Origin of the sequence: Janthinobacterium goodfellowi (genome assembly GCF_051380695.1) — a bacterium.
Lineage (GTDB): Bacteria > Pseudomonadota > Gammaproteobacteria > Burkholderiales > Burkholderiaceae_D > Janthinobacterium.
Genome location: NZ_JBNYXN010000003.1, coordinates 631227 through 651939 on the forward strand (window position 1 = coordinate 631227; position 20713 = coordinate 651939).

A 20713-nucleotide genomic window follows, 5' to 3' on the forward strand; every position below is an offset into this window, starting at 1 on the left:
CACTGCCGGGCCTTTCGCTTCACGCACGATCAAGAACAAGACTGCCGCACGACCGCTGCCCACCAGCGCGGCCGTGCCAGAGAGGTTATATGACGAACACTATCCTGGAAATGCGCGGGATACGCAAAACATTCCCGGGCGTCGTTGCGCTCGACAATGTCAACCTGCGGGTACGCAGCGGCGAGATCCACGCCATCGTCGGCGAAAACGGCGCCGGCAAATCGACCCTGATGAAAGTGCTGAGCGGCGTCTACGGCCATGGCAGCTATACGGGCGACATCGATTACCTGGGCCAGACGCGGCACTTCCGCGGCATCAAGGACAGCGAAGAAATCGGCATCATCATCATCCACCAGGAACTGGCGCTGGTGCCCCAGCTGTCGATCGCCGAGAATATCTTTCTCGGCAACGAGCCGGCCCGCATGGGCGTCATCGACTGGGAATACGCGCAAGCGAAGACGCGCGAACTGCTGCAGAAAGTCGGCCTGAAGGAGTCCCCGGACACCCTGATCACCAACCTGGGCGTGGGCAAGCAGCAGCTGATCGAGATCGCCAAGGCGCTGTGCAAGGACGTCAAGCTGCTGATCCTCGACGAACCGACGGCCAGCCTGAATGAGAGCGACAGCGCGGCCCTGCTCGACCTGCTGCTGGGCCTGAAAGCCCAGGGCATCGCCTCGATCCTGATTTCGCACAAGCTCAATGAAATTTCAAGAGTCGCCGATGCCATCACGGTGCTGCGCGATGGGAATACGGTCGACAGCTTCGACTGCCGCACGGAACCCGTCAGCGAAGACCGCATCATCGAAAAAATGGTCGGACGCGAAATGGCCGACCGCTATCCGCCGCGCACGCCCACCATCGGCGAGACCATTTTCGAGGTGCGCGACTGGCGCGTCTTCCATCCCGAGCATGCGGACCGCCCCGTCATCAAGGGCATCAATATGCACGCGAAAAAGGGCGAGATCATCGGCATCGCCGGCCTGATGGGTTCCGGGCGCACGGAACTGGCGATGAGCATTTTCGGGCGCGCCTACGGCCAGCGCATCAGCGGCACGGTGCTCAAGCATGGCCAGGAGATTGACGTCAGCACCATCGGCAAGGCGATCGCGCACGGCCTCGCGTATGTCACGGAAGACCGCAAGGGCCTGGGCCTGATCCTCGAGGAAGACATCCAGAAGAACACCAGCCTGGCCAACCTGGACGCGATTTCGCAGCACATGGTGATCGACGAGCAGCGTGAATTCGGCGTGGCCGAGGAGTTTCGCCGCAAGCTCAAGACCCGTTGCTCGAGCGTGGCGCAGAAGGTGGTCAACCTGTCCGGCGGCAACCAGCAGAAAGTGGTGCTGGCGAAATGGCTGTTTTCGCGCCCCGACGTGCTGATCCTCGATGAGCCGAGCCGCGGCATCGATGTCGGTGCCAAGTACGAGATCTACAGCATCATCAGCGAACTGGCCGCCGAAGGCAAATGCATCATCATGATTTCCTCGGAAATGCCGGAATTGCTGGGCATGTGCGACCGGATCTATGTCATGAACGAAGGCCGCTTCGCGGCAGAACTGAGCGCGGCAGAAGCATCGCAGGAACGCATCATGCGCGCGATCGTTACACACGGAGAAAACAATGGACAATAAACTGACAGCAGGCGCGCCGGCAGCAGCAGCGCCAGCGGCCGCGCCGCAAGCGAAAAGCTATGCCGGCTTCCTGAAAAACAATATGCGCGACTACGGCATGCTGCTCTCGCTGATCGTCATCATGGGCTTTTTCCAGTACATGACGGACGGCACCCTGATGCAGCCGCTGAACCTGACGAACCTGGTGCTGCAGAACAGCTACATCGTCATCATGGCGCTGGGCATGCTGATGGTCATCGTGGCCGGCCATATCGATTTATCCGTCGGCTCGGTGGTCGGCTTCGTCGGCGCGCTGGCCGCCGTCCTGATCGTCAACTACCACATGCATTTTGTCGCCGCCAGCATCCTCTGCCTGCTGGCCGGCGCCGTCATCGGCGGCGCGCAAGGCTATTTCGTCGCCTTCTTCAAAATCCCGTCCTTCATCGTCACCCTGGCCGGCATGCTGGTGTTCAAGGGCCTGACCCTGGCGCTGCTGGCAGGCCAGTCGGTCGGTCCCTTCCCGGAAGGCTTCCAGATGCTCAGCTCCGGCTTCCTGCCCGACCCGTTCGGCGGCGACAATCTGCGCGGCCTGTCGCTGCTGCTGGGCGTGATCGCCGCCGCGGCGCTGATCGTCACGTCGCTGCGCAGCCGCGCCAAGCAACTGAAACACGGCATGGAAAACGAGCCGCGCGCCTTCTTCCTGCTGAAAAACGCCATCTTCGCGGCCGTGATGGTGTATTTCAGCTACCTGCTGGCGTCGTACCGCGGTTTTCCCAATGTGCTGGCCGTGATGTCGCTGCTCATCGTCGCCTACACCTTCATCACCAACCGCACCGTGCTGGGCCGCCGCGTGTACGCCGTGGGCGGCAACGAAAAGGCGGCGCGCCTGTCGGGCATCAAGACGGAACGAGTCAGCTTCTACACCTTCGTCAACATGGGCATGCTGGCCGCGCTGGCCGGCCTGATCTTCGCCGCGCGCCTGAACACGGCCACGCCGAAGGCGGGCACGGGTTTCGAGCTGGACGTGATCGCCGCCTGCTTCATCGGCGGCGCCTCGGCCTCGGGCGGCGTGGGCAAGGTGATGGGAGCCGTCATCGGCGCCTTCATCATGGGCGTGATGAACAACGGCATGTCCATCATGGGCATCGGCATCGATTACCAGCAGGTGATCAAGGGCCTGGTGCTGCTGGCGGCCGTGTTCATCGACGTGATTAATAAAAATAAATGAGAAGAACAAGGAAGCACAGGTTCGAGCCTTAGGGGGCTCTGGCCGGCGTTCGCGCCGGCCTTTTTTATACAGCGGCTAAGCGCGCCGCGCGATCCCCCCACCACGCCGCCTCCTCGAACACGGAAAAGCCCGACAAATCCGCATGCGCGAACAGGATGGCACCGTCGTGCTCGCGCAAGGCCTTCAAGCCCGCGTTGCTGCGAAATCCCGGCAAGGGCGCCGCCATGGCGTGGCCGCGCACGGTGATGTCGACGCGCTCGACGCAGCTGGCAAAATCGCGTCCATACGCCGTCTTTAAATCGACGCTGGCCAGCGCCAGCAGTTCTTCGGGGCTGGCCGTGTCGAGCCACTTGCGCGCTTGCTGCGGCGTGCGGTCGGACAGCGCGACATAGGCACTGAAGACGGTTTTCTCGGGCGGGCGCACGCGGATGTCCTGGTGGGTCGAGACGACATAGCCGAGGCCCGGTTCCTGGTACACCACGTTGTCCCAGCACAGGGGCGCATGCGGCAGTTCCTCGGGAAAGCGTTTAAGTAGAAAATTCGCCACTAGCCATGGCGCATACGCGGGCGTATCGCGTTTCGCGTCGAAGCCATAGTCGGCGATGTTCTTCACCACGCGCGCCGCCACGTACAGCGGCATGGCGCAGATGGCCTTGCGCGCCTTGACCAGGTAGGTGCGCGGCTGGCCGTCGACCAGTTCCAGGCACAGCGCTTCCACGCCCTGTTTTGTGGTGGTCACGGAAACCACGGTACCCGCATGGCGCCGGACCTTGGACGCCTGTTCCATGGCCGTGGCGACCGGTTGCATGCCGCCCGGCCAGGTCAGCCAGGCGCCGTTGCCCGCGTTGGCCGCCTGGCCCCAGCGGCTGCAATAGTAATGCAGGCCGGCCCAGGCCGAGACCTGGTCGTAGCGCGTGCCGTAATCGTCGCGGCAGCAGTAGTTCAAATACCAGTGCAGGGTGGGCGATGTATAGCCTTCGCGCTCCATCCACTGCTTCAAGGTGATGGTGTCGAGCGCCTGCCAGGCCGGATCTTGCGACGACTCCACGGTAGGAAAGACGAAGACGCGCTTGCCATCGTTGCCATGCGCCTGGCGCAGGCGCCGCACCTCGGCAAAGAAGCGCTCATGCTGCGCCAGTTCCGCAGGCGACACGCCTTCGGTGGGAATGAAGCCGTCCTGCCAGTGGCCGTTGAACAGCAATCGCTCTTCCGGCGCGTGCAGGATGTAGCGCTCGTCGTAATATGGCTTTTCCGCCTGCGGGTCGCGCTCGATGATGCCCAGGTCGAACAAAATCTCGCGCACATGGGTCGATTCGGGCGAAGGCAATGGCAGATAGTGGCCGCCGGTCGGATAGGCCAGGTCGCCGAAATGGCCGCCGGCCGCGTTGCCATACGGCTGCGGACCGTCGATCATGAGAAAGTCCCCGTGCCCCAGCTTGTTCAAACGCCAGGCGGCCGTCAGGCCCGCGATGCCGGAGCCGAGGATGGCCACGTCGGTGCTCAAGGTACGCGAAGGCGGCGGCAGCGCCGTGCCCTCGCGCAGCAGCTTGCGCAAATAATGCCCCTCGCTGCGGCCCGGATACAGCACGGTGGGCGTGATTTCCTGCCAGCGCAGATACGCGGCGATGCTGCCGATGCCGGTGGCGGCCGCCGCGGTGCCGGCGGCGGCCCACAGCATGAAGGAGCGGCGCTGCATCAGCGGATCACCCGGTTCCAGTCCTGCTCGAATTCATGCACGAGCGACTGGGTATTCAAGCGGTTCGGCGCCATGGGCAGCGGCTGCATGTCGGGCGGGAAGATGAACATCTCGCGCGTGGTGTCCGCATTCAGGTAGCGCATGGGCAGGCGGTATTGCGTCGGCGGTGCGTAGTCGAGCTGGGGCGAGGCGAGGATAAAACCCCATTCGCCGAACGAAGGCACATAGGCGTGGTAGGGCCAGGTGCGCATGCCCACTTCGCGCAGGGTCGAATTGATGGTCCAGTAGGCGTGCGGTGCAAAGAACGGCGACGTCGATTGCACCACCATCAGTCCCTTGGCCGCCAGATGCTTTTTCACCAGGTCGTAGAACGGCACCGAGTACAGTTTGCCGAGCGCGAAGCTGGACGGATCGGGGAAATCGACGATGGCCGCGTCGAACATGTCGCCGTTGTTGCGCAGCCAGACGGCGGCATCGGCATTGACGACGGTGACGCGCTTGTCCGAGAACGAGTTGTTATTTAACTTTGCCAGTTCCGGGCGCGTGGTAAACGCGGCCGTCATAGCGGGATCGAGGTCGACCACGGTGACGTGCTCGATCTGTGGATAACGGAGGATTTCGCGCAGCGCCAGGCCATCGCCGCCGCCCAGCACCAGCACGCGGCGCGCCCACGGCAGTGCTTCGAGCACGGGGTGCACCAGCGCCTCGTGGTAGCGGTACTCGTCGCGCGAGGAAAACTGCAGATTGCCGTTGATGTAGAGCCGCGTATCGTCCTTCCAGCGCGTGATCACCAGGCGCTGGTAGGGCGTAGTGGTGGAATACACGATCTGGTCGCCGAACAGGCCGTGCTCGCCCCAGGCCACCATGCGGTCGGACATGGCAAAGCCGGCGACCAGCACCAGCATCACGGCGCAGGCGCGCAGGAAGCGCCCCGTGAGATTCTTCAGCTCCGCGCGGAACACGTAAATCGTCCACAGGCCCACGCCCACGTTGAGCATGCCGAACAAGAAGCCCGTGCGCACCAGTCCCAGGTAGGGCGACAGCACCAGCGGGAACAGCAGGGAGACGGCCAGCGCACCCAGGTAATCGAAGGTGAGCACGCGGCTGACCAACTCGGAAAACTCCGTCTGGCGCGAGTTCAGGGCGCGCATCACCAGCGGCACTTCCATGCCGACCAGTGCGCCGATCAGGAACACCATCACATACAATAAGGTGCGAAAGGGCGCGGCCATCCACGAAAACGTCATGAACAGGATGGCGGCCGACAGGCCGCCGATCAGGCCCACGGCCAGCTCGATGTCGACGAAGCGCGAGAGCACGTCGTCGTCCCGCACATACTTGGAAAAGTGAGCGCCCACCCCCATGGCAAACAGGTAGCAGCCGATGATGGTGGAAAACTGCAGGATGGAGTCGCCGAGCAGGTAGCTGGACATGGCGCCGGCGATCAGTTCATACGCGAGGCCGCAGGAGGCGACCACGAAGACGGACAAAATCAGAATCTTTTTGTTCATTGGACTTTTTTTGTTCTAATATGCGTTGACGTTATCAAATACTCATTGCGAGGAAAGCCGTGCCCGCCATCCTAAACTATCTGATCCATCTTATACTGGCCGCCGCGCTGCTGATTGCCTTTTTTATCATCTACACGCGCGTCACGCCGTATAACGAAGTGCTGCTGATCCGCCAGGGCAACCAGGCGGCGGCCCTGTCGCTGGGCGGCGCGCTGCTGGGCTTTTCCGCCACCATCGCCTCATCCCTGATGCACACGGCCGACTACCAGCAATTCTTCGCCTGGGCCTTCGGCGCCATGGTGGTGCAATTGCTCGCCTATGTGGTCACCACGCGCCTGCTGCGCATGTCGAAGGACCAGATCGAATCGAACAACAGCGCCTTCGGCGGCCTGCTGGGCGCCATTTCGCTGTCGATCGGCGCCATCAACGCCGCCTGCATTTCCTGACACCGCTTTATCTTATTCAAGGATATCCATCATGAGCCTCGGCAGCTTTATCAAGAAGCAGTTTATCGACGTACTGCAGTGGAACGAAGAGACGGAAGGCGTGCTGGCCTGGCGCTTCCCCATGCAGGATTTCGAGATCCAGAACGGCGCCATCCTGAATGTGCGTGAATCGCAGGTCGCCGTCTTCGTCAATGAAGGCAAGATCGCCGACGTCTTCGGTCCCGGCACGCACAAGCTGACGACGCAGACGTTACCGTTGCTGACCAACCTGAAAAACTGGGACAAGCTGTTCGATTCGCCCTTCAAGTCGGACGTGTATTACTTCAGCACGCGCGTGCAGACTGGCCGCAAGTGGGGCACGCCGCAGCCAATCACCATCCGCGACAAGGATTTCGACATGATCCGCGTGCGCGCCTTCGGCATGTATTCGTACCGCATCGCCGACGCCCGCACCTTCTTCACCGAGATCAGCGGCACGCGCGAAGTCTATACGCGCGACGAGGTGGAAGATCAGTTGCGCGGCATTCTGATGTCGAGCATGGCCAGCTCGCTGGGCGGCGCGAACGTGCCCTTCCTCGACATGGCCGCCAACCAGGCGCTGATGGCGCAGGAAGTCAAGGATGGCCTGGCGCAGGCGTTTGCCCGCTATGGCGTGGGCCTCGATGAATTCAACGTGGCCAGCATCAGCCTGCCCGAGGAATTGCAGGCGGCGCTCGACGAGCGTATTTCCGCCGGCATGAAGGGCGGCCTGGGCGCCGACAAGATGAGCGGCTACACGAAATTTCAGGTGGCCAATGCGATCCCGCTGGCGGCGCAGAACGAAGGCGGCATGGCCGGCATCGGCGCCGGTCTCGGCGCCGGGCTGTCGATCGGCCAGGTGATGGCGCAAAGCATGGGCGGCGCCTTGCAGCAGCCCGCCCCGGCACCCGCTCCGGCGGCGCCACCCGCACCCGCGGAAGAACCGGTCGAGGCGCGCCTGGAAAAACTCAAGGGTTTATTGGACAAGGGACTCATTTCGCCGGCCGACTACGACGGCGCCAAGGCTGAACTGCTGAAAAAACTGATCGGCTGATTAGAGCGAAATACGACTGCATGCAAACTGTTTCCTGTCCCAGCTGCGGCGCGGAAGTGCATTTCCGCTCGCACGCTTCCGTGCTCGCCGTGTGCGAGTACTGCCACAGCACCATCCTCAAGGACGCCGATTCCGTCAGGGACCTGGGCAAGATGTCGGCCGTCCTGGAAGACTATTCGCCGATCCAGATCGGCACGGCAGGCGTGCACGACGGCGTGCACTTCACCGTCGTCGGGCGCATCCAGCAGCGCTACAGCGCCGGCACGTGGAACGAGTGGTATCTGCTGTTCGACGACGCCAGCACGGCGTGGCTGGGCGACTCGTCCGGCCTGTACACGCTGACGCGCGAGCGCGGCACGCAGGATGCCCTGCCCGCCTTTGGCGAGCTGGCGCCGGGCAGGCGCTACACGATCTGCGGCGAGCCGTACACGGCCGCCGAGATCCGCAACGCCGAATGCATCGCCGGCCAGGGCGAGCTGCCCTTCAAGGTGGGCGCCGGCTGGCGCATCCAGGTGGCGGACTTGCGCAACTACGCAAGCTTTGTCACGCTCGACTACACAGACGGCCCGCAACCGGTCGTCTACCAGGGCGTCGCCGTCACCCTGGACAGTTTGAAGTGCCAGCTGCTGCGCGACGACGAGGCCATCGCCAAAAGCGCCGGCAAGTACCGCGGCAAGCTCGATGCGCTCGACTGCCCCTCCTGCGGCAGCGGCATCCAGTATGTGCCGGGTGCGGCGGCGCAGCTGGTGTGTCCCGCCTGCCATGCGCAGCTCGACGCCAGCGGCCCGGAAGCGCAGGTGCTGGCCATCGGCAAGCAGGTGCACGAGAACGCCGACATCACGCTGGAGCTGGGCGCCAGTGCGAAGATCAGCAATGTGGATTTCACGGTGATCGGCATGATGCGCCGCGCCGACGACGAAGGCAGCGAGTGGAACGAATACCTGCTGTACAACGCGCGCGCCGGCTTCTTCTGGCTGGTGGAAACGGACGACGGCTGGTCGCGCTCGAACGTGCTGCCGAACTGGCCCAACTGGGCATCATTGGACGCCGATACCTGCACGCTCGATGGCGCCACCTACCGCAAACTGTATGACTACGGCTCGCAGGTCGTGTATGCGGCGGGCGCTTTCAACTGGAAGGTGGCCGTCGGCGACAGCACGCGCGTGTATGAATTCGAGCAGGGACAGACCAAGCTGGCGGCGGAACTCACGGGCGAGGAAATGACCTGGTCGCGCTCCGTGCCCGTCGCCTATGACCAGATGGCCGCCTGGTTCGGCGCCGCCTTCCATGGCGGCGCCAAGGTACATCATATCGAGCTCAGTCACCGCGGCATCGCCAAGGTCTTCATGGTCATCGTGCTGGTCTTGAATGCGATCCCCATGTTCGTGTCGTTCTCCAGCACCTTGATGTGGAGTTTGCTGGGCTGCCTGGCGCTGTTCCTGCCCGCCGCTTTTCTCGACAAGAATGCAAAGAATCCCTCATGAGTAAATACGTGATCTACGCCCTGATGGTGACGTTTTCCGTCACGGCCGCCAACTGGGTGCGCATGTTCAAGGTGGCCGGCAGCGGCAGCAGCGGCGGCAGCAGCTGGAGTTCGCGCACGGGCGGCGGCGGCGGCAGCTATGGCGGCGGCTCCAGTGGCGGCAGCCACAAATAAGCATGGCGTCCGCACCGCATCTGCCCCTCGGCATCCATCTGCTGGCCGACCTGTCGGGCATCGCGCCGGAACGCCTGCGCGATTGCGCCGCGCTCGAAGGCCTGCTGCGCGAGGCGGCCGTCGCGGCCGGCGCGCAAGTACTGCACGGCCATTTCCACAGCTTTGGCCCGGGCCAGGGCGTCACGGGCGTGCTGCTGCTGGCCGAGTCGCACATCTCGCTGCATACCTGGCCCGAAGTGGGCTTTGCCGCCGTCGACATCTTCATGTGCGGCGCGGCACGGCCGCAGCTGGCGCTGGACATCATCCAGGAGACGCTGCAACCGGCGCATTGCCAGCTGCAGTCCGTGCGGCGCGCCCCGCCCGGGTAGGCCTGGCGTCGCTGGTGGATCGCGCGGGGATCGCTTACACTGTCGGCTGATCCCCCAACCGTGACTCCCATGCGCCGTTCCGCCCTCCTTGCCCTGCCCCTGCTGCTGCTGGTTTCCGCCTGCGATGACTACACGGCGCCCAGCCTGTACCAGGCCACCACGCCCGAGTGCAAGACGTGGACGGATGGCTCGCGTTTCGAACTACCGCGCGGTATCAGCATCTACGCCACGCCGCCTGTCACCTTGAAGGAAGGCGGCACGGAGCTGGCGCTGATTTTTACCTTGCCCGTCGGCACCCAAGCCAGTTTTACGCGCCTGTCCTTCCTGCTGGAAGAACCGAAAAAGCCGCCTTTCGCGGAAGCCAAGATACTCACCATTTACCAGCGCGGCATGAACCAGAAGGCGGAGATCGTCGACGTCATCGAGCAGCTGCCCATCATGTTTGCCGCCGTCGGTAACAGCAAGGAAACGCAATGGCGCTTGCGCCTGCAACTGCCGCGCCAGCTGCCGCAGCGCTTTGATCTGTCCATGCCCGACATGCTCGTCGGCGGCAAGCGCTACCCGGTACGCACGTTTACGTACCGCTATTTCCCCGAACGCCAGGCATACGGCATGTGCAGCTGAACCACACCGTCCATTGACGGCGGCGCGTGCCGCTGGCACACTGGCGTTTTCCATCACACAACAGGAGTAGACAACATGCGCCATTCGGATACTGCCGTGCTGTCGGCTGCCTGATCACTGTTTTCCCCTGCTAAGCCTTTTTAGCTCGCCATTCCCCATACGCGTGATCGCGTAGCCGACGTTCCCCTTCTTTCGTGCCAGTCATCGCGACTGGCGGTGCCTGCACGCGCAGGCTACACGTCCGCATGCGGACGACAGAATTTGGAATCACGCTACCATGATCGCATTCGATTTTGCGCAACTACGCCTTATCGGGCTGCAGCAGGCTATCGCCGGCGCGGCCACCCAACTCAACATATCTTCCCCCGCCGCGCAGCTGATGCGCGTGAGCGCCGTGCACCGCGACAGCATCGGCGTGCACGACGGCAGCCTGGAACAGCCGGCGCAGATCCTGCCGCGTCTGCTGCACGCGCTGCTGGAACACGACACCATCCTTGCTGTCGGCGACTGGATCGCCGCCGAACCCGATCTTCACGGCACGCTGTGGATAACGGCGCACTTATCCCCAGTCACGCAGATCGCGCGGCGCGGCAATGAGGGCCGGCGCCAGGTGCTGGCCAGCAATGTCGACACGGCCCTGCTGGTGATGGGACTCGATGGGGATTTTAATCCGCGCCGCCTGGAGCGTTACCTGGCCATCGTGCTGGCGGCCCAGGTCAGCCCCGTGGTGGTGCTGAGCAAGGCCGACGTGGCCGACGACGTACCGGGCAAGCTGGCGCTGCTGAAACAGCGCCTGCCGCCCCACGTGCCGCTGTTCGCCATCGATACGCGCCATGCGTATGACGTGGCCATCCTGGAACCCTGGCTGGGTGCGGGCCAGACCCTGGTGCTGCTCGGTTCTTCCGGTGCCGGCAAGTCCAGCCTGACCAATACGCTGTGCGCAGCCGGACAGGCCACCAACGGCGTGCGCCATGGCGACGGCCGCGGCCGGCATACGACGACGGCCCGCTCGCTGCACCTGTGCGCAAGCGGCGCCTGCATCATCGACACGCCAGGCTTGCGCAGCTGGCGCGCCGACGCCGATGCGCAGACCCTGGCGGCCACGTTCGACGACATCGCGGCGCTGGCAGCGACGTGCCAGTTCCGCGATTGCCAGCATGCCAGCGAACCCGGTTGCCAGGTCCGTGGCGCCGTTGATGGGGACCGCCTGCGCAATTATCACAAGCTGCTGCGCGACGCGCGCCGTAGCGAGGAAACGCCACTCGAGCGCATCGCCGCGCGCGCCAAGTGGAAGACGATCTTGAAGGCGGGGCTGGAAAGGGGGAAGGACAAGCGCCGTTAATTTCTGCTGAAAAAAAAGGCAGCCCGCAGGCTGCCTTTTTGTATTACTGCCTGCGAGCAAATTAATGCTTGCGCAGCTTCTGGATCGCTGCCAGCTGCGCAATCGCGCTGGCCAGCTCGGCTTGCGCTTGCGCGTAGTCGATGCCCGAATCCTTGTTGTGGATATTTTCTTCCGCCAACTTCTTCGCTTCCAGCGCTTTCGCTTCGTCGAGGTCGTGACCGCGGATCGCGGTATCGGCCAGGACGGTCACGGTATCCGGTTGCACTTCCAGCAGGCCGCCGGCAACGAAGACGAACTCTTCTTCAGCCTGGCCGACTACCTTGATGCGGACCGCGCCCGGACGGATGCGGGTAATCAAAGGCGTGTGGCGTGGGTAGATACCCAGCTCGCCCTGTTCACCCGGCAACGCGACGAATTCTGCTTCGCCTGAAAAAATCAGTTCTTCAGCGGAAACCACGTCAACGTGAATTGTGTGTGCCATGTGTGTCCTATCGGGTTGAAGAACCCCGCCTTCTAAGGGGCGGGGTTAGGCCCAGACTTAACTTAGTTAAGTTTCTTGGCTTTTTCGATTGCTTCTTCGATCGTGCCGACCATGTAGAACGCTTGTTCCGGCAGGTGATCGAGTTCGCCCGAAGCGATCATTTTGAAGCCCTTGATCGTGTCTTTGAGCGAAACGTATTTACCAGGCGCGCCGGTAAAGACTTCAGCGACGTGGAAAGGCTGCGACAGGAAACGCTGCATCTTACGTGCACGGGCAACCAGCAGTTTGTCTTCCGGTGCCAGCTCGTCCATACCCAGAATCGCGATAATGTCGCGCAATTCCTTGTAGCGTTGCAGCGTCGTTTGCACGGCACGCGCGGTGTCATAGTGCTCTTGACCAACGATCAACGGATCGAGCTGACGCGAGGTCGAATCCAGTGGGTCCACGGCTGGGTAGATACCCAGGGAAGCGATGTCACGCGACAGCGCAACGGTCGAATCCAAGTGAGCAAACGTGGTAGCAGGCGACGGATCGGTGTAATCATCGGCTGGAACGTAGACGGCCTGGATCGAGGTGATCGAACCGGTCTTGGTCGACGTGATACGCTCTTGCAGACGGCCCATTTCTTCAGCCAGGGTCGGTTGGTAACCCACAGCCGACGGCATACGGCCCAGCAGTGCCGACACTTCGGTACCAGCCAGCGTGAAGCGGTAGATGTTGTCGACGAAGAACAGAACGTCCTTGCCTTCATCACGGAACGATTCAGCGATCGTCAGGCCGGTCAGCGCGACGCGCAGACGGTTGCCTGGCGGTTCATTCATCTGACCGTAGACCATCGCGACTTTGGAGTTCTCTGGGTTTTCCAGATCGACCACTTTCGCGTCAGCCATCTCGTGGTAGAAGTCGTTACCTTCACGGGTACGCTCACCGACGCCGGCGAATACGGACACGCCGCTGTGCGCCTTGGCGATGTTGTTAATCAGTTCCATCATGTTGACGGTCTTGCCTACGCCAGCGCCGCCGAACAGACCAACTTTACCGCCTTTGGCAAACGGGCAAACCAGATCGATCACCTTGATGCCGGTTTCCAGCAATTCTTGCGAAGGCGACAGTTCGTCGTATGCAGGAGCGGTGCGGTGGATCGACGCGATCTGCTCGTGCGACACGGGGCCGCATTCGTCGATCGGGTTGCCCAGCACGTCCATGATGCGACCCAGGGTTGCTTTACCGACTGGCACCATGATAGGTTTGCCGGTATTTTGAATCATCATGCCGCGACGCAGGCCATCGGACGAGCCGAGTGCAATGGTACGGACAATGCCGTCGCCCAACTGCTGTTGTACTTCCAGGGTCAGTTCCGAGCCTGCCATCTTCAAGGCATCAAATACCTTAGGCATCGCGTTGCGGGGAAACTCAACGTCCACCACAGCGCCGATACACTGAACGATTTTGCCATCAGCCATGTTCGTTCCTTCAATATAGTTAAATTCGTTTAAACCGCAGCCGCACCGGCGACGATTTCGGAGAGTTCTTTGGTAATCGCAGCTTGGCGGGTCTTGTTGTAGATCAGCTTCAATTCGCCGATCACACTACCCGCGTTGTCGCTTGCAGCTTTCATCGCGACCATCCGTGCCGATTGCTCGGACGCCAGATTCTCCGCGACTGCCTGGTACACCAGCGCTTCTACATAGCGCTCCAGCAATTCGTCGATCACGCTTTGCGCGTCCGGCTCGTAGATGTAATCCCACGAGTGGGCGCCCTTGTCGGCGACCATCTTGTCGGCCGTCAGGGGCAGCAATTGCTCCACGACTGGTTCCTGCTTCATCGTGTTGATGAATTTGGTGTAGCACAGGTACACTGCATCGATCTTGCCTGCCTGGAACTCTTCGAGCATGACCTTGACAGGTCCGATCAGTTTGTCCAGGTGGGGCGTATCACCGGTTTGAATGGCGTGCGCGATAACCTTGACGCCGATGCGATTCAAAAAACCCAAACCCTTGTTACCGATGGCAACTGCTTCAACCCGGTTGCCAGCTGCTTCCAGCTCGCGCGACTTCGACGTCACCTGGCGCAGGATGTTGGTATTCATGCCGCCGCACAGACCCTTGTCGGTCGTGACAACGATGAAACCCACTGCCTTCGCTTGCGTACCCTGGGCAGCTGCCAGGAACGGGTGCGTGTATTCCGGATTGGCGGTCGCCAGATTGGCGGCGATATTCCGAATCTTGTCACTGTAGGGACGGGCGGCCCGCATCCGGTCTTGCGCCTTGCGCATTTTGGACGCGGCGACCATTTCCATCGCCTTGGTGATCTTCTTCGTATTCTCTACGCTCTTGATCTTGCCTCGTATCTCTTTGCTTGATGCCATGAGTCCTTACTCCTTCTGCGCGTAGGGCGGCGCCTCACTCGAGGCGGGCACCGCCTGGCCGCTTAATATGCGCCGGATTTCTTGAAATCAGCAATGGCCGCCGACAGAGTTGCTTCGCTGTCTTTGTCGAGTTGCTTGGTTTCTTCGATCTTGGCCAGCAGAGCAGCTTGCTTGGTCTTCATGTAAGCGTGGACACCAGCTTCGAACGACAGCACTTGCTTGACTGGCACGTCGTCCATGAAGCCTTTGTTCACCGAGAACAGCGATACGGCCATCAGCGAGATCGACAGTGGCGAGTACTGGGCTTGCTTGAGCAATTCCGTTACGCGGGCACCACGGTCCAGCTGCTTGCGGGTCGATTCATCCAGGTCCGAAGCGAACTGCGCAAACGCGGCCAGTTCACGGTACTGCGCCAAGTCGGTACGGATACCGCCGGACAGGTTTTTGATGACCTTGGTCTGGGCGGCGCCACCGACGCGCGATACGGAAATACCGGCGTTAATCGCAGGACGGATACCGGCGTTGAACAGCGAGGTTTCCAGGAAGATCTGACCGTCGGTAATCGAAATCACGTTGGTTGGAACGAATGCGGACACGTCGCCAGCTTGCGTTTCAATGATCGGCAATGCCGTCAGGGAACCGGTCTTGCCTTTGACGGCGCCGTCGGTGAACTTCTCGACGTAGTCGGCGTTCACGCGTGCTGCGCGTTCCAGCAGGCGGCTGTGCAGGTAGAACACGTCGCCTGGGTACGCTTCGCGACCTGGTGGGCGGCGCAGCAGCAGCGAGATTTGACGGTATGCAACAGCTTGTTTGGACAGATCATCGTAGACGATCAGTGCATCTTCACCGCGGTCACGGAAGTATTCGCCCATGGCGCAACCGGAGTACGGCGAGATGTATTGCATGGCGGCCGATTCCGAAGCGGAAGCGGCGACAACGATGGTGTATTCCATCGCGCCGTGCTGTTCCAGCGAGCGCACGATGTTCTTGATCGACGAGGCTTTTTGGCCGATCGCGACGTAGATACACTTCATGCCCTGGCCTTTTTGATTGATGATCGCATCAATCGCCACAGCCGACTTGCCGGTTTGACGGTCGCCGATGATCAGTTCGCGCTGGCCGCGGCCAACTGGAACCATCGCATCGATCGACTTCAGGCCGGTTTGCATCGGTTGCGAAACGGATTCACGGGCGATCACGCCCGGAGCGATTTTTTCAATCGCGGCCGTCATCTTGGCTTCTACCGGGCCTTTGCCGTCGATAGGCTGACCCAGCGCGTTGACCACGCGGCCGAGCAGTTCAGGACCGACTGGCACTTCCAGAATGCGGCCGGTGCATTTCACCGTGTCGCCTTCGGAGATGTGCTCGTAGGCACCCAGAATCACGGAACCGACGGAGTCGCGTTCCAGATTCATTGCCAGGCCAAACGTGTTGCCTGGGAATTCCAGCATCTCGCCTTGCATCACGTCCGACAAACCGTGGATGCGGCAGATACCGTCGGCGACGGAAATAACCGTGCCTTGATTACGCACTTCAGCGCCGCCGTCAAGACCTTGGATCCGGCTCTTGATCAACTCGCTGATTTCAGATGGGTTGAGTTGCATACTAACTCCTAAAAGTGTTTCTCTCAGCTTGCGCGAGGGGTAAGGGTCTGTCTAAGCTGGCCTGCCGAAGCGCGTGTCTTACGACACCAGTGCAGCGTGCAGTTGCTGCAGCTTGGCGCGCACCGAGGTATCGAGCACTTGGTCGCCAACAACCACGCGCACGCCGCCGAGCAGCGATGGATCCACTGTGACGGCAGGGTTGAGCTTACGACTGAATTTCTTTTCCAGCGTTGCGACCAGCTCGGCCGTTTGGCCTTCGCTCAGATCGAAAGCGCTCGTGATCTCGGCGTCAGCCGCACCTTCCAGGCCATTTTTCAAGGCATGGAATTGCGCGCCGATTTCCGGCAGCAGGCTGATGCGGCCATTTTCGATCAACATGGTGACGAAGTTTTTCACTTCCTCATTGAGCGGCGATTTCAACAACGACAGGATGGTGGCGGCGACGTCGCTTTCCGAAACTTTCGGATTGCGCGCGTACGCCTGTACCTCGGGGTGGCTACCGATCTGTGCCAGTTCGGACACCAGTTCGGACCACGCCGCGAGGTTGCTTGACTCCTTACCAGCTTGGGCTACGCGGAACAAAGCTTCCGCGTAGGGACGGGCGACGGTTGCGAGTTCTGCCATGATTACAGCTCGACAGCAAGACGCTGCAACATTTCGGCGTGAGCCGTTGGGTTGACTTCACGCTTCAAGATCTGCTCGGCACCCTTGACAGCCAGGTCAGCCACCTGAGCGCGCAATTGTTCGCGTGCTTTCGACAGTTGCTGTTCGGCGTCCGACTGGGCTTGCGCAATGATACGCGCAGCTTCAGCTTGTGCATTTTGCTTGATCTCTTCAGCAACCAGCTGCGCGCGCTTTTCAGCGTCCGCAACGCGTTGCGACGCTTCTTCACGTGCACTGTTCAATGCCTCTTGCGCACGCTTTTCAGCGACAGCCATCGAAGCCTGACCTTGATCGGCCGCAGCCAATCCATCCGCGATTCGTTTGGCACGCTCATCCAGCGCATTGTTCAGCGCTGGAAATACGAACTTCATCGAGAACCAGACCAACACCGCGAAGGTGATCATCTGGCCGATGAGCGACATATTGATGTCCATACCTTTGCTCCTAACTAAAAGTTTCTCCTAGGGTTGGAGCGAATTACTGAGCAACAGCCGTCAGAGCGGACAGGAACGGGTTAGCGAACGTGTACAGCAGAGCAACACCAACGCCGATCATCGAAATAGCATCCAGCAGACCAGCGATAACGAACAGTTTGGTTTGCAGTTGTGGCATCAGTTCTGGTTGACGTGCCGAAGCTTCCAGGAATTTGCCACCCAAGATAGCGAAGCCCAGAGCGGTGCCGATTGCGGCCAGGCCGATGATGATTGCTGCTGCCAGAACGGTCATGCTTTGTACTTGTGCGATCAGAGCTTGCATAAAATTCTCCTAAATTTAAAAACGAAAGATACTAAAAAAACAAAATATAAAGTCGATGATTAATGTTTCTCAACCGCGAGGCTCAGATACACAACCGTCAACGCCATAAACACAAAAGCTTGCAAAGTTACAATCAAGATATGGAAAATTGCCCATGGACCACCCAACGCCCACTGTGCCCACCAAGGCAACAACGCGATCAAGATGAAAATCAGTTCGCCGGCATACATATTGCCGAACAGTCGCAGCGACAGGGAGATCAGTTTTGCAACCAGCTCAACCATTTGCAGCAAGAAATTGACAGGTGCCAGGGCGATCGTGCCGATCAGGCCGCTCGCATGGAACGGTGCCGTGAACAGTTCCTTGATCCAGCCGCCCAGGCCCTTGGCCTTGATCGAGAAGGCGATCACGCACAGCACGACCGACAGCGACATGGCGAAGGTGTGGTTGACGTCGGCGGTCGGCACGGCGCGCAGTTTATGCACGCCAAACCAGCTCAGGATCTTCGGCAACAGGTCAACCGGCAGGAAGTCCATCGCGTTGAGCAACCAGACCCACACAAAAATAGTGATGGCCAGCGGCGCGATGACCTTGCTTTTCGCGTGGAAGGCCCCATTAATAGTGTCATTGACGATTTCCATGACCATTTCGACGAAGTTTTGCAACTTGCCAGGGACACCAGCCGTCGCGCGGCGCGACGCCATATAGAAAACAGCCAGGAAAACAAAGCCCAGAATGGCCGAAATCCAGAACGTATCCAGATTGATCATGCCGTCGGCACTTCTCAGGTGGGCCAGATGGTGACTGATGTATTCTGTGGCGTTGGCCGGGGCAGCATGGCCCGCTTCAATAGCGTGTTCTGTGGTCATAATGAATTTAGATTTGTCGTTTCAGAGCTCAACAGGCCCCAAAACCAATGATTAAACAGCGAGCAATGAAAACCAGTATGCTAAGGTTGCCACCGCGAAACCCAAGATCAGCCATAACCAGGCGGCCGACTGAAACAACACCAGTGCCAATATAAACAGCACCGCTGTGATAAATATTTTCACCACTTCTGCGCGCAAATGCGCCCGGAATGCCTTATTGGCGTCGCTAGAACCGCGAACCACCAACAGGGCATACACCAGGCTACCGATGACTGCGATAGCGCCGCCGTATGCGGCGGACCAGCCTCTGACACTGCCACCAAAAAACAGGGTGACCGTGGCAAAACTGATAGCGATTGCTAGCTGCAAGGCAACTACTTTGTAGACTGGCTTGGCAATACTTTGTTGTGAATCACTCAATTGCCAAGTTCCCAGAAAAATCTACACACGCAAAGACACGGGATTATAGTTGGCTTTGATCTATAGAGTCAAACGTTGGTGCACCGCAGCAGGGCAATTGCTGCGTGAAACTGACGCTTTACCGACTATTCGCCGCCATTTGCACCACTATATGGCAAAGTCGCTTGTCTGGCCGCTTCCAGCCGTGTTATCAAGGAATCACGTGGTGCATCCGGAAAGCATGGCCGGATCGGCCACACCCGCATGGCCCCTGTCTTTGCAGCTTGCTATTTAACCACGCAAGCGGGTCAACAAACCATCCAGTACGTCAAGATCGGCAAAATCGATGACCAATTGACCACGGCCCTTGTTGCCCATTTTGAACACCACGGGCGTGGCCAGCGCATCGGACAGCTCTTCTTCCAGGCGCGCGATGTCGCCGGACTTTTCCTTTTGCCGCGGCTCGACCGGGTTGGCCGCTTCCTCGACCGTGCGGGTGACGAGCTTTTCCGTCTCGCGCACCGACAGGCGCTTGGCCACGACCTGGTTGGCCAGGGTGATCTGGCTGGCCGCATCGACGGCCAGCAGCGCGCGCGCATGGCCCATGTCGATATCGCCGGCCATCAGCATGGTCTGCACGGGACTGGCCAGGTTCATCAAACGCAACAGGTTCGACACGGCGCTGCGCGAGCGTCCCAGCGCAGTGGCCGCTTGCTCATGCGTAAAATTGAAGTCGGCGATCAGGCGGTGGATCCCCTGCGCTTCTTCCAGCGGGTTCAGGTCTTCGCGCTGGATATTCTCGATCAGCGCCATCGCGGCGGCGGCCAGGTCGTCCACATCGCGCACCAGCACCGGCACTTCCGTCAGGCCGGCCAGCTGCGAGGCGCGGAAACGGCGCTCGCCCGCGATGATTTCATATTTAACAAGTCCGCTCAGGGTGTCCTGCCCGATCGGGCGCACCAGGATCGGCTGCATCAGCCCTTGCGCCTTGATCGATGCGGCCAGTTCATTCAGGGCGCCCTCGTCCATGCGCGTGCGCGGCTGATACTTGCCGGCTTGCATTTGCGACACTGGCAAGTTCGACGGTTGATGCGTGTCCGGACTGGCGAAGTCGCCACCGCCGCCGCCCAACAGGGCGTCGAGTCCGCGACCCAGTCCTTTTAATTTTTTCGTAGCCATGCTGTCCTAATCGTGTTTTCAGAGTAAGCGCTCACATCAAACTGTGCAGGCGCCCGCCCCTTGTTTACATATGTTTGATGCGTTCGACCATCTCGGCGCCGAAGGCGATGTACGCCTGGGCACCTTTCGAGCTGGGATCGAAGGTCACGCCGGGCAAGCCGTACGACGGCGCTTCGGCCAGGCGCACGTTGCGCGGGATGATGGTATTGAAGACCTTGTCGCCGAAGTGCTGTTCCAGTTGCGCCGACACTTGTTGCGATAATGTCATGCGCGGATCGAACATCACGCGCAGCAGGCCGATGATCTTCAAGTCCGGATTCAGGTTCGCATGCACCTTCTTGATGGTGTTGACTAGGTCGGACAAGCCTTCCAGCGCGTAGTACTCGCACTGCATCGGGATGATCACGCCATGCGCGGCGCACAGGCCGTTCAGGGTCAGCATCGATAATGCCGGCGGGCAATCTACTAATATGAAGTCATATTCGCCGTCTACTTCGGCCAGCGCATCCTTCAGGCGGCGTTCGCGGTTGTCGAGTTCGACCATCTCCACTTCGGCGCCGGCCAGCTCGCGGTTCGACGGCAGCACATCGAAGCGCCCCGCTTCCGACCGCTGGCGTGCCGTCTTGACATCGGACTCGCCCAGCATGACCTCATAGGTCGACGCCTTCAGGCCGGCCTTGTTGATGCCGGCGCCCATGGTCGCATTGCCCTGCGGGTCGAGGTCGACCAGCAGCACGCGCTGGTTCAATTTGGCCAGACCGGCGGAGAGGTTGACGCTTGTTGTGGTTTTACCAACACCACCCTTTTGATTTGCTACACAAAAAATTTTGGCCATGTATC

At 60.6% G+C, this 20713-nt stretch carries 22 protein-coding genes; 9 read left to right on the forward strand and 13 right to left on the reverse strand.

What is annotated here, in order from left to right; genetic code table 11:
- Positions 1 to 89 precede the first annotated feature (89 nt).
- Both mmsA and mmsB read left to right on the forward strand, forming a co-directional pair.
- Positions 90 to 1631 carry a multiple monosaccharide ABC transporter ATP-binding protein gene (gene mmsA, locus ACQ4WQ_RS15275; RefSeq protein WP_436498150.1) on the forward strand — a complete coding sequence of 514 codons (1542 nt, stop codon included), beginning with the start codon at positions 90 to 92 and terminating at the stop codon, positions 1629 to 1631.
- Positions 1621 to 2838 (forward strand): multiple monosaccharide ABC transporter permease, encoded by a 1218-nt coding sequence (gene mmsB, locus ACQ4WQ_RS15280; RefSeq protein ID WP_070218940.1) that lies wholly within the window; start codon positions 1621 to 1623, stop codon positions 2836 to 2838. The genes mmsA and mmsB overlap by 11 nt, the downstream gene beginning before the upstream one ends.
- Before the next feature lie 64 nt (positions 2839 to 2902).
- Here mmsB and ACQ4WQ_RS15285 read toward each other — a convergent pair whose 3' ends face one another.
- Both ACQ4WQ_RS15285 and ACQ4WQ_RS15290 read right to left on the reverse strand, forming a co-directional pair.
- A complete protein-coding gene (locus ACQ4WQ_RS15285) occupies positions 2903 to 4534 on the reverse strand; it encodes an NAD(P)-binding protein (RefSeq protein ID WP_436498152.1) in 1632 nt (543 codons plus the stop codon).
- Positions 4534 to 6045 (reverse strand): polyamine aminopropyltransferase, encoded by a 1512-nt coding sequence (locus tag ACQ4WQ_RS15290; protein WP_436498154.1) that lies wholly within the window; start codon positions 6043 to 6045, stop codon positions 4534 to 4536. The genes ACQ4WQ_RS15285 and ACQ4WQ_RS15290 overlap by 1 nt, the downstream gene beginning before the upstream one ends.
- 59 nt (positions 6046 to 6104) lie before the next feature.
- On the opposite strand from ACQ4WQ_RS15290, the gene ACQ4WQ_RS15295 reads away from it, so the two are divergent.
- From ACQ4WQ_RS15295 to rsgA, 7 genes are all read left to right on the forward strand, one after another.
- The gene (locus tag ACQ4WQ_RS15295; RefSeq protein WP_070288892.1) at positions 6105 to 6491 is read left to right on the forward strand and encodes a DUF350 domain-containing protein; all 387 of its coding nucleotides are present in this window, start codon (positions 6105 to 6107) and stop codon (positions 6489 to 6491) included.
- A gap of 31 nt (positions 6492 to 6522) precedes the next feature.
- Positions 6523 to 7563: an SPFH domain-containing protein gene (locus ACQ4WQ_RS15300; RefSeq protein ID WP_436498156.1), complete on the forward strand. Its 1041-nt coding sequence runs from the start codon at positions 6523 to 6525 to the stop codon at positions 7561 to 7563.
- A 20-nt stretch (positions 7564 to 7583) separates the two neighbouring features.
- Positions 7584 to 9047, forward strand: coding sequence for a DUF4178 domain-containing protein (locus ACQ4WQ_RS15305; RefSeq protein ID WP_436498158.1), 1464 nt, complete (start codon positions 7584 to 7586; stop codon positions 9045 to 9047).
- Positions 9044 to 9220: a hypothetical protein gene (locus tag ACQ4WQ_RS15310; RefSeq protein ID WP_157792409.1), complete on the forward strand. Its 177-nt coding sequence runs from the start codon at positions 9044 to 9046 to the stop codon at positions 9218 to 9220. Before ACQ4WQ_RS15305 ends, ACQ4WQ_RS15310 begins: the two co-directional genes overlap by 4 nt.
- Positions 9221 to 9222: 2 nt before the next feature.
- Entirely contained in the window at positions 9223 to 9588 is a 366-nt protein-coding gene (gene speD / locus ACQ4WQ_RS15315) for an adenosylmethionine decarboxylase (RefSeq protein ID WP_436498160.1), read from the forward strand.
- Positions 9589 to 9657: 69 nt separating this feature from the next.
- Entirely contained in the window at positions 9658 to 10212 is a 555-nt protein-coding gene (locus ACQ4WQ_RS15320; RefSeq protein ID WP_070218932.1) for a hypothetical protein, read from the forward strand.
- Positions 10213 to 10489: 277 nt separating this feature from the next.
- A complete protein-coding gene (gene rsgA / locus ACQ4WQ_RS15325) occupies positions 10490 to 11554 on the forward strand; it encodes a ribosome small subunit-dependent GTPase A (RefSeq protein WP_436498163.1) in 1065 nt (354 codons plus the stop codon).
- Positions 11555 to 11615: 61 nt separating this feature from the next.
- Here rsgA and ACQ4WQ_RS15330 read toward each other — a convergent pair whose 3' ends face one another.
- The 11 genes from ACQ4WQ_RS15330 to ACQ4WQ_RS15380 form a co-directional block, all read right to left on the reverse strand.
- Positions 11616 to 12035, reverse strand: coding sequence for a F0F1 ATP synthase subunit epsilon (locus tag ACQ4WQ_RS15330; protein WP_065307860.1), 420 nt, complete (start codon positions 12033 to 12035; stop codon positions 11616 to 11618).
- A 62-nt stretch (positions 12036 to 12097) separates the two neighbouring features.
- Positions 12098 to 13498, reverse strand: a complete 1401-nt coding sequence (gene atpD, locus ACQ4WQ_RS15335) for a F0F1 ATP synthase subunit beta (RefSeq protein ID WP_034752705.1) — start codon at positions 13496 to 13498, stop codon at positions 12098 to 12100.
- A gap of 29 nt (positions 13499 to 13527) precedes the next feature.
- Complete coding sequence (atpG, locus tag ACQ4WQ_RS15340; protein WP_326457825.1) at positions 13528 to 14403, reverse strand: F0F1 ATP synthase subunit gamma; 876 nt, start codon at positions 14401 to 14403, stop codon at positions 13528 to 13530.
- 62 nt (positions 14404 to 14465) lie between these two features.
- On the reverse strand, positions 14466 to 16007 hold the full coding sequence (gene atpA, locus ACQ4WQ_RS15345; RefSeq protein ID WP_326457826.1) for a F0F1 ATP synthase subunit alpha: 1542 nt from the start codon (positions 16005 to 16007) through the stop codon (positions 14466 to 14468).
- Between the two features lie 78 nt (positions 16008 to 16085).
- Positions 16086 to 16631, reverse strand: coding sequence for a F0F1 ATP synthase subunit delta (locus ACQ4WQ_RS15350; protein ID WP_034752699.1), 546 nt, complete (start codon positions 16629 to 16631; stop codon positions 16086 to 16088).
- Positions 16632 to 16633: 2 nt separating this feature from the next.
- Positions 16634 to 17104, reverse strand: coding sequence for a F0F1 ATP synthase subunit B (locus ACQ4WQ_RS15355; protein ID WP_071325906.1), 471 nt, complete (start codon positions 17102 to 17104; stop codon positions 16634 to 16636).
- 43 nt (positions 17105 to 17147) lie between these two features.
- The gene (gene atpE / locus ACQ4WQ_RS15360) at positions 17148 to 17426 is read right to left on the reverse strand and encodes a F0F1 ATP synthase subunit C (protein WP_034752695.1); all 279 of its coding nucleotides are present in this window, start codon (positions 17424 to 17426) and stop codon (positions 17148 to 17150) included.
- A gap of 59 nt (positions 17427 to 17485) precedes the next feature.
- Complete coding sequence (atpB, locus tag ACQ4WQ_RS15365) at positions 17486 to 18295, reverse strand: F0F1 ATP synthase subunit A (protein WP_046681851.1); 810 nt, start codon at positions 18293 to 18295, stop codon at positions 17486 to 17488.
- Positions 18296 to 18346: 51 nt separating this feature from the next.
- On the reverse strand, positions 18347 to 18715 hold the full coding sequence (locus ACQ4WQ_RS15370; RefSeq protein ID WP_034752692.1) for an ATP synthase subunit I: 369 nt from the start codon (positions 18713 to 18715) through the stop codon (positions 18347 to 18349).
- 270 nt (positions 18716 to 18985) lie between these two features.
- The gene (locus tag ACQ4WQ_RS15375; protein ID WP_326457827.1) at positions 18986 to 19873 is read right to left on the reverse strand and encodes a ParB/RepB/Spo0J family partition protein; all 888 of its coding nucleotides are present in this window, start codon (positions 19871 to 19873) and stop codon (positions 18986 to 18988) included.
- A gap of 64 nt (positions 19874 to 19937) precedes the next feature.
- A complete protein-coding gene (locus ACQ4WQ_RS15380) occupies positions 19938 to 20708 on the reverse strand; it encodes a ParA family protein (protein WP_034752687.1) in 771 nt (256 codons plus the stop codon).
- Positions 20709 to 20713: the final 5 nt, after the last annotated feature.

Bases quoted from the DNA above. Each gene is read 5' to 3' on its own strand.
- mmsA (WP_436498150.1), top strand. From the start codon at position 90: ATGACGAACACTATCCTGGAAATGCGCGGGATACGCAAAACATTCCCG.
- mmsB (WP_070218940.1), top strand. From the start codon at position 1,621: ATGGACAATAAACTGACAGCAGGCGCGCCGGCAGCAGCAGCGCCAGCG.
- ACQ4WQ_RS15285 (WP_436498152.1), bottom strand. From the start codon at position 4,534: ATGCAGCGCCGCTCCTTCATGCTGTGGGCCGCCGCCGGCACCGCGGCG.
- ACQ4WQ_RS15290 (WP_436498154.1), bottom strand. From the start codon at position 6,045: ATGAACAAAAAGATTCTGATTTTGTCCGTCTTCGTGGTCGCCTCCTGC.
- ACQ4WQ_RS15300 (WP_436498156.1), top strand. From the start codon at position 6,523: ATGAGCCTCGGCAGCTTTATCAAGAAGCAGTTTATCGACGTACTGCAG.
- ACQ4WQ_RS15305 (WP_436498158.1), top strand. From the start codon at position 7,584: ATGCAAACTGTTTCCTGTCCCAGCTGCGGCGCGGAAGTGCATTTCCGC.
- ACQ4WQ_RS15310 (WP_157792409.1), top strand. From the start codon at position 9,044: ATGAGTAAATACGTGATCTACGCCCTGATGGTGACGTTTTCCGTCACG.
- speD (WP_436498160.1), top strand. From the start codon at position 9,223: ATGGCGTCCGCACCGCATCTGCCCCTCGGCATCCATCTGCTGGCCGAC.
- ACQ4WQ_RS15320 (WP_070218932.1), top strand. From the start codon at position 9,658: ATGCGCCGTTCCGCCCTCCTTGCCCTGCCCCTGCTGCTGCTGGTTTCC.
- rsgA (WP_436498163.1), top strand. From the start codon at position 10,490: ATGATCGCATTCGATTTTGCGCAACTACGCCTTATCGGGCTGCAGCAG.
- ACQ4WQ_RS15330 (WP_065307860.1), bottom strand. From the start codon at position 12,035: ATGGCACACACAATTCACGTTGACGTGGTTTCCGCTGAAGAACTGATT.
- atpD (WP_034752705.1), bottom strand. From the start codon at position 13,498: ATGGCTGATGGCAAAATCGTTCAGTGTATCGGCGCTGTGGTGGACGTT.
- atpG (WP_326457825.1), bottom strand. From the start codon at position 14,403: ATGGCATCAAGCAAAGAGATACGAGGCAAGATCAAGAGCGTAGAGAAT.
- atpA (WP_326457826.1), bottom strand. From the start codon at position 16,007: ATGCAACTCAACCCATCTGAAATCAGCGAGTTGATCAAGAGCCGGATC.
- ACQ4WQ_RS15350 (WP_034752699.1), bottom strand. From the start codon at position 16,631: ATGGCAGAACTCGCAACCGTCGCCCGTCCCTACGCGGAAGCTTTGTTC.
- ACQ4WQ_RS15355 (WP_071325906.1), bottom strand. From the start codon at position 17,104: ATGGACATCAATATGTCGCTCATCGGCCAGATGATCACCTTCGCGGTG.
- atpE (WP_034752695.1), bottom strand. From the start codon at position 17,426: ATGCAAGCTCTGATCGCACAAGTACAAAGCATGACCGTTCTGGCAGCA.
- atpB (WP_046681851.1), bottom strand. From the start codon at position 18,295: ATGACCACAGAACACGCTATTGAAGCGGGCCATGCTGCCCCGGCCAAC.
- ACQ4WQ_RS15375 (WP_326457827.1), bottom strand. From the start codon at position 19,873: ATGGCTACGAAAAAATTAAAAGGACTGGGTCGCGGACTCGACGCCCTG.
- ACQ4WQ_RS15380 (WP_034752687.1), bottom strand. From the start codon at position 20,708: ATGGCCAAAATTTTTTGTGTAGCAAATCAAAAGGGTGGTGTTGGTAAA.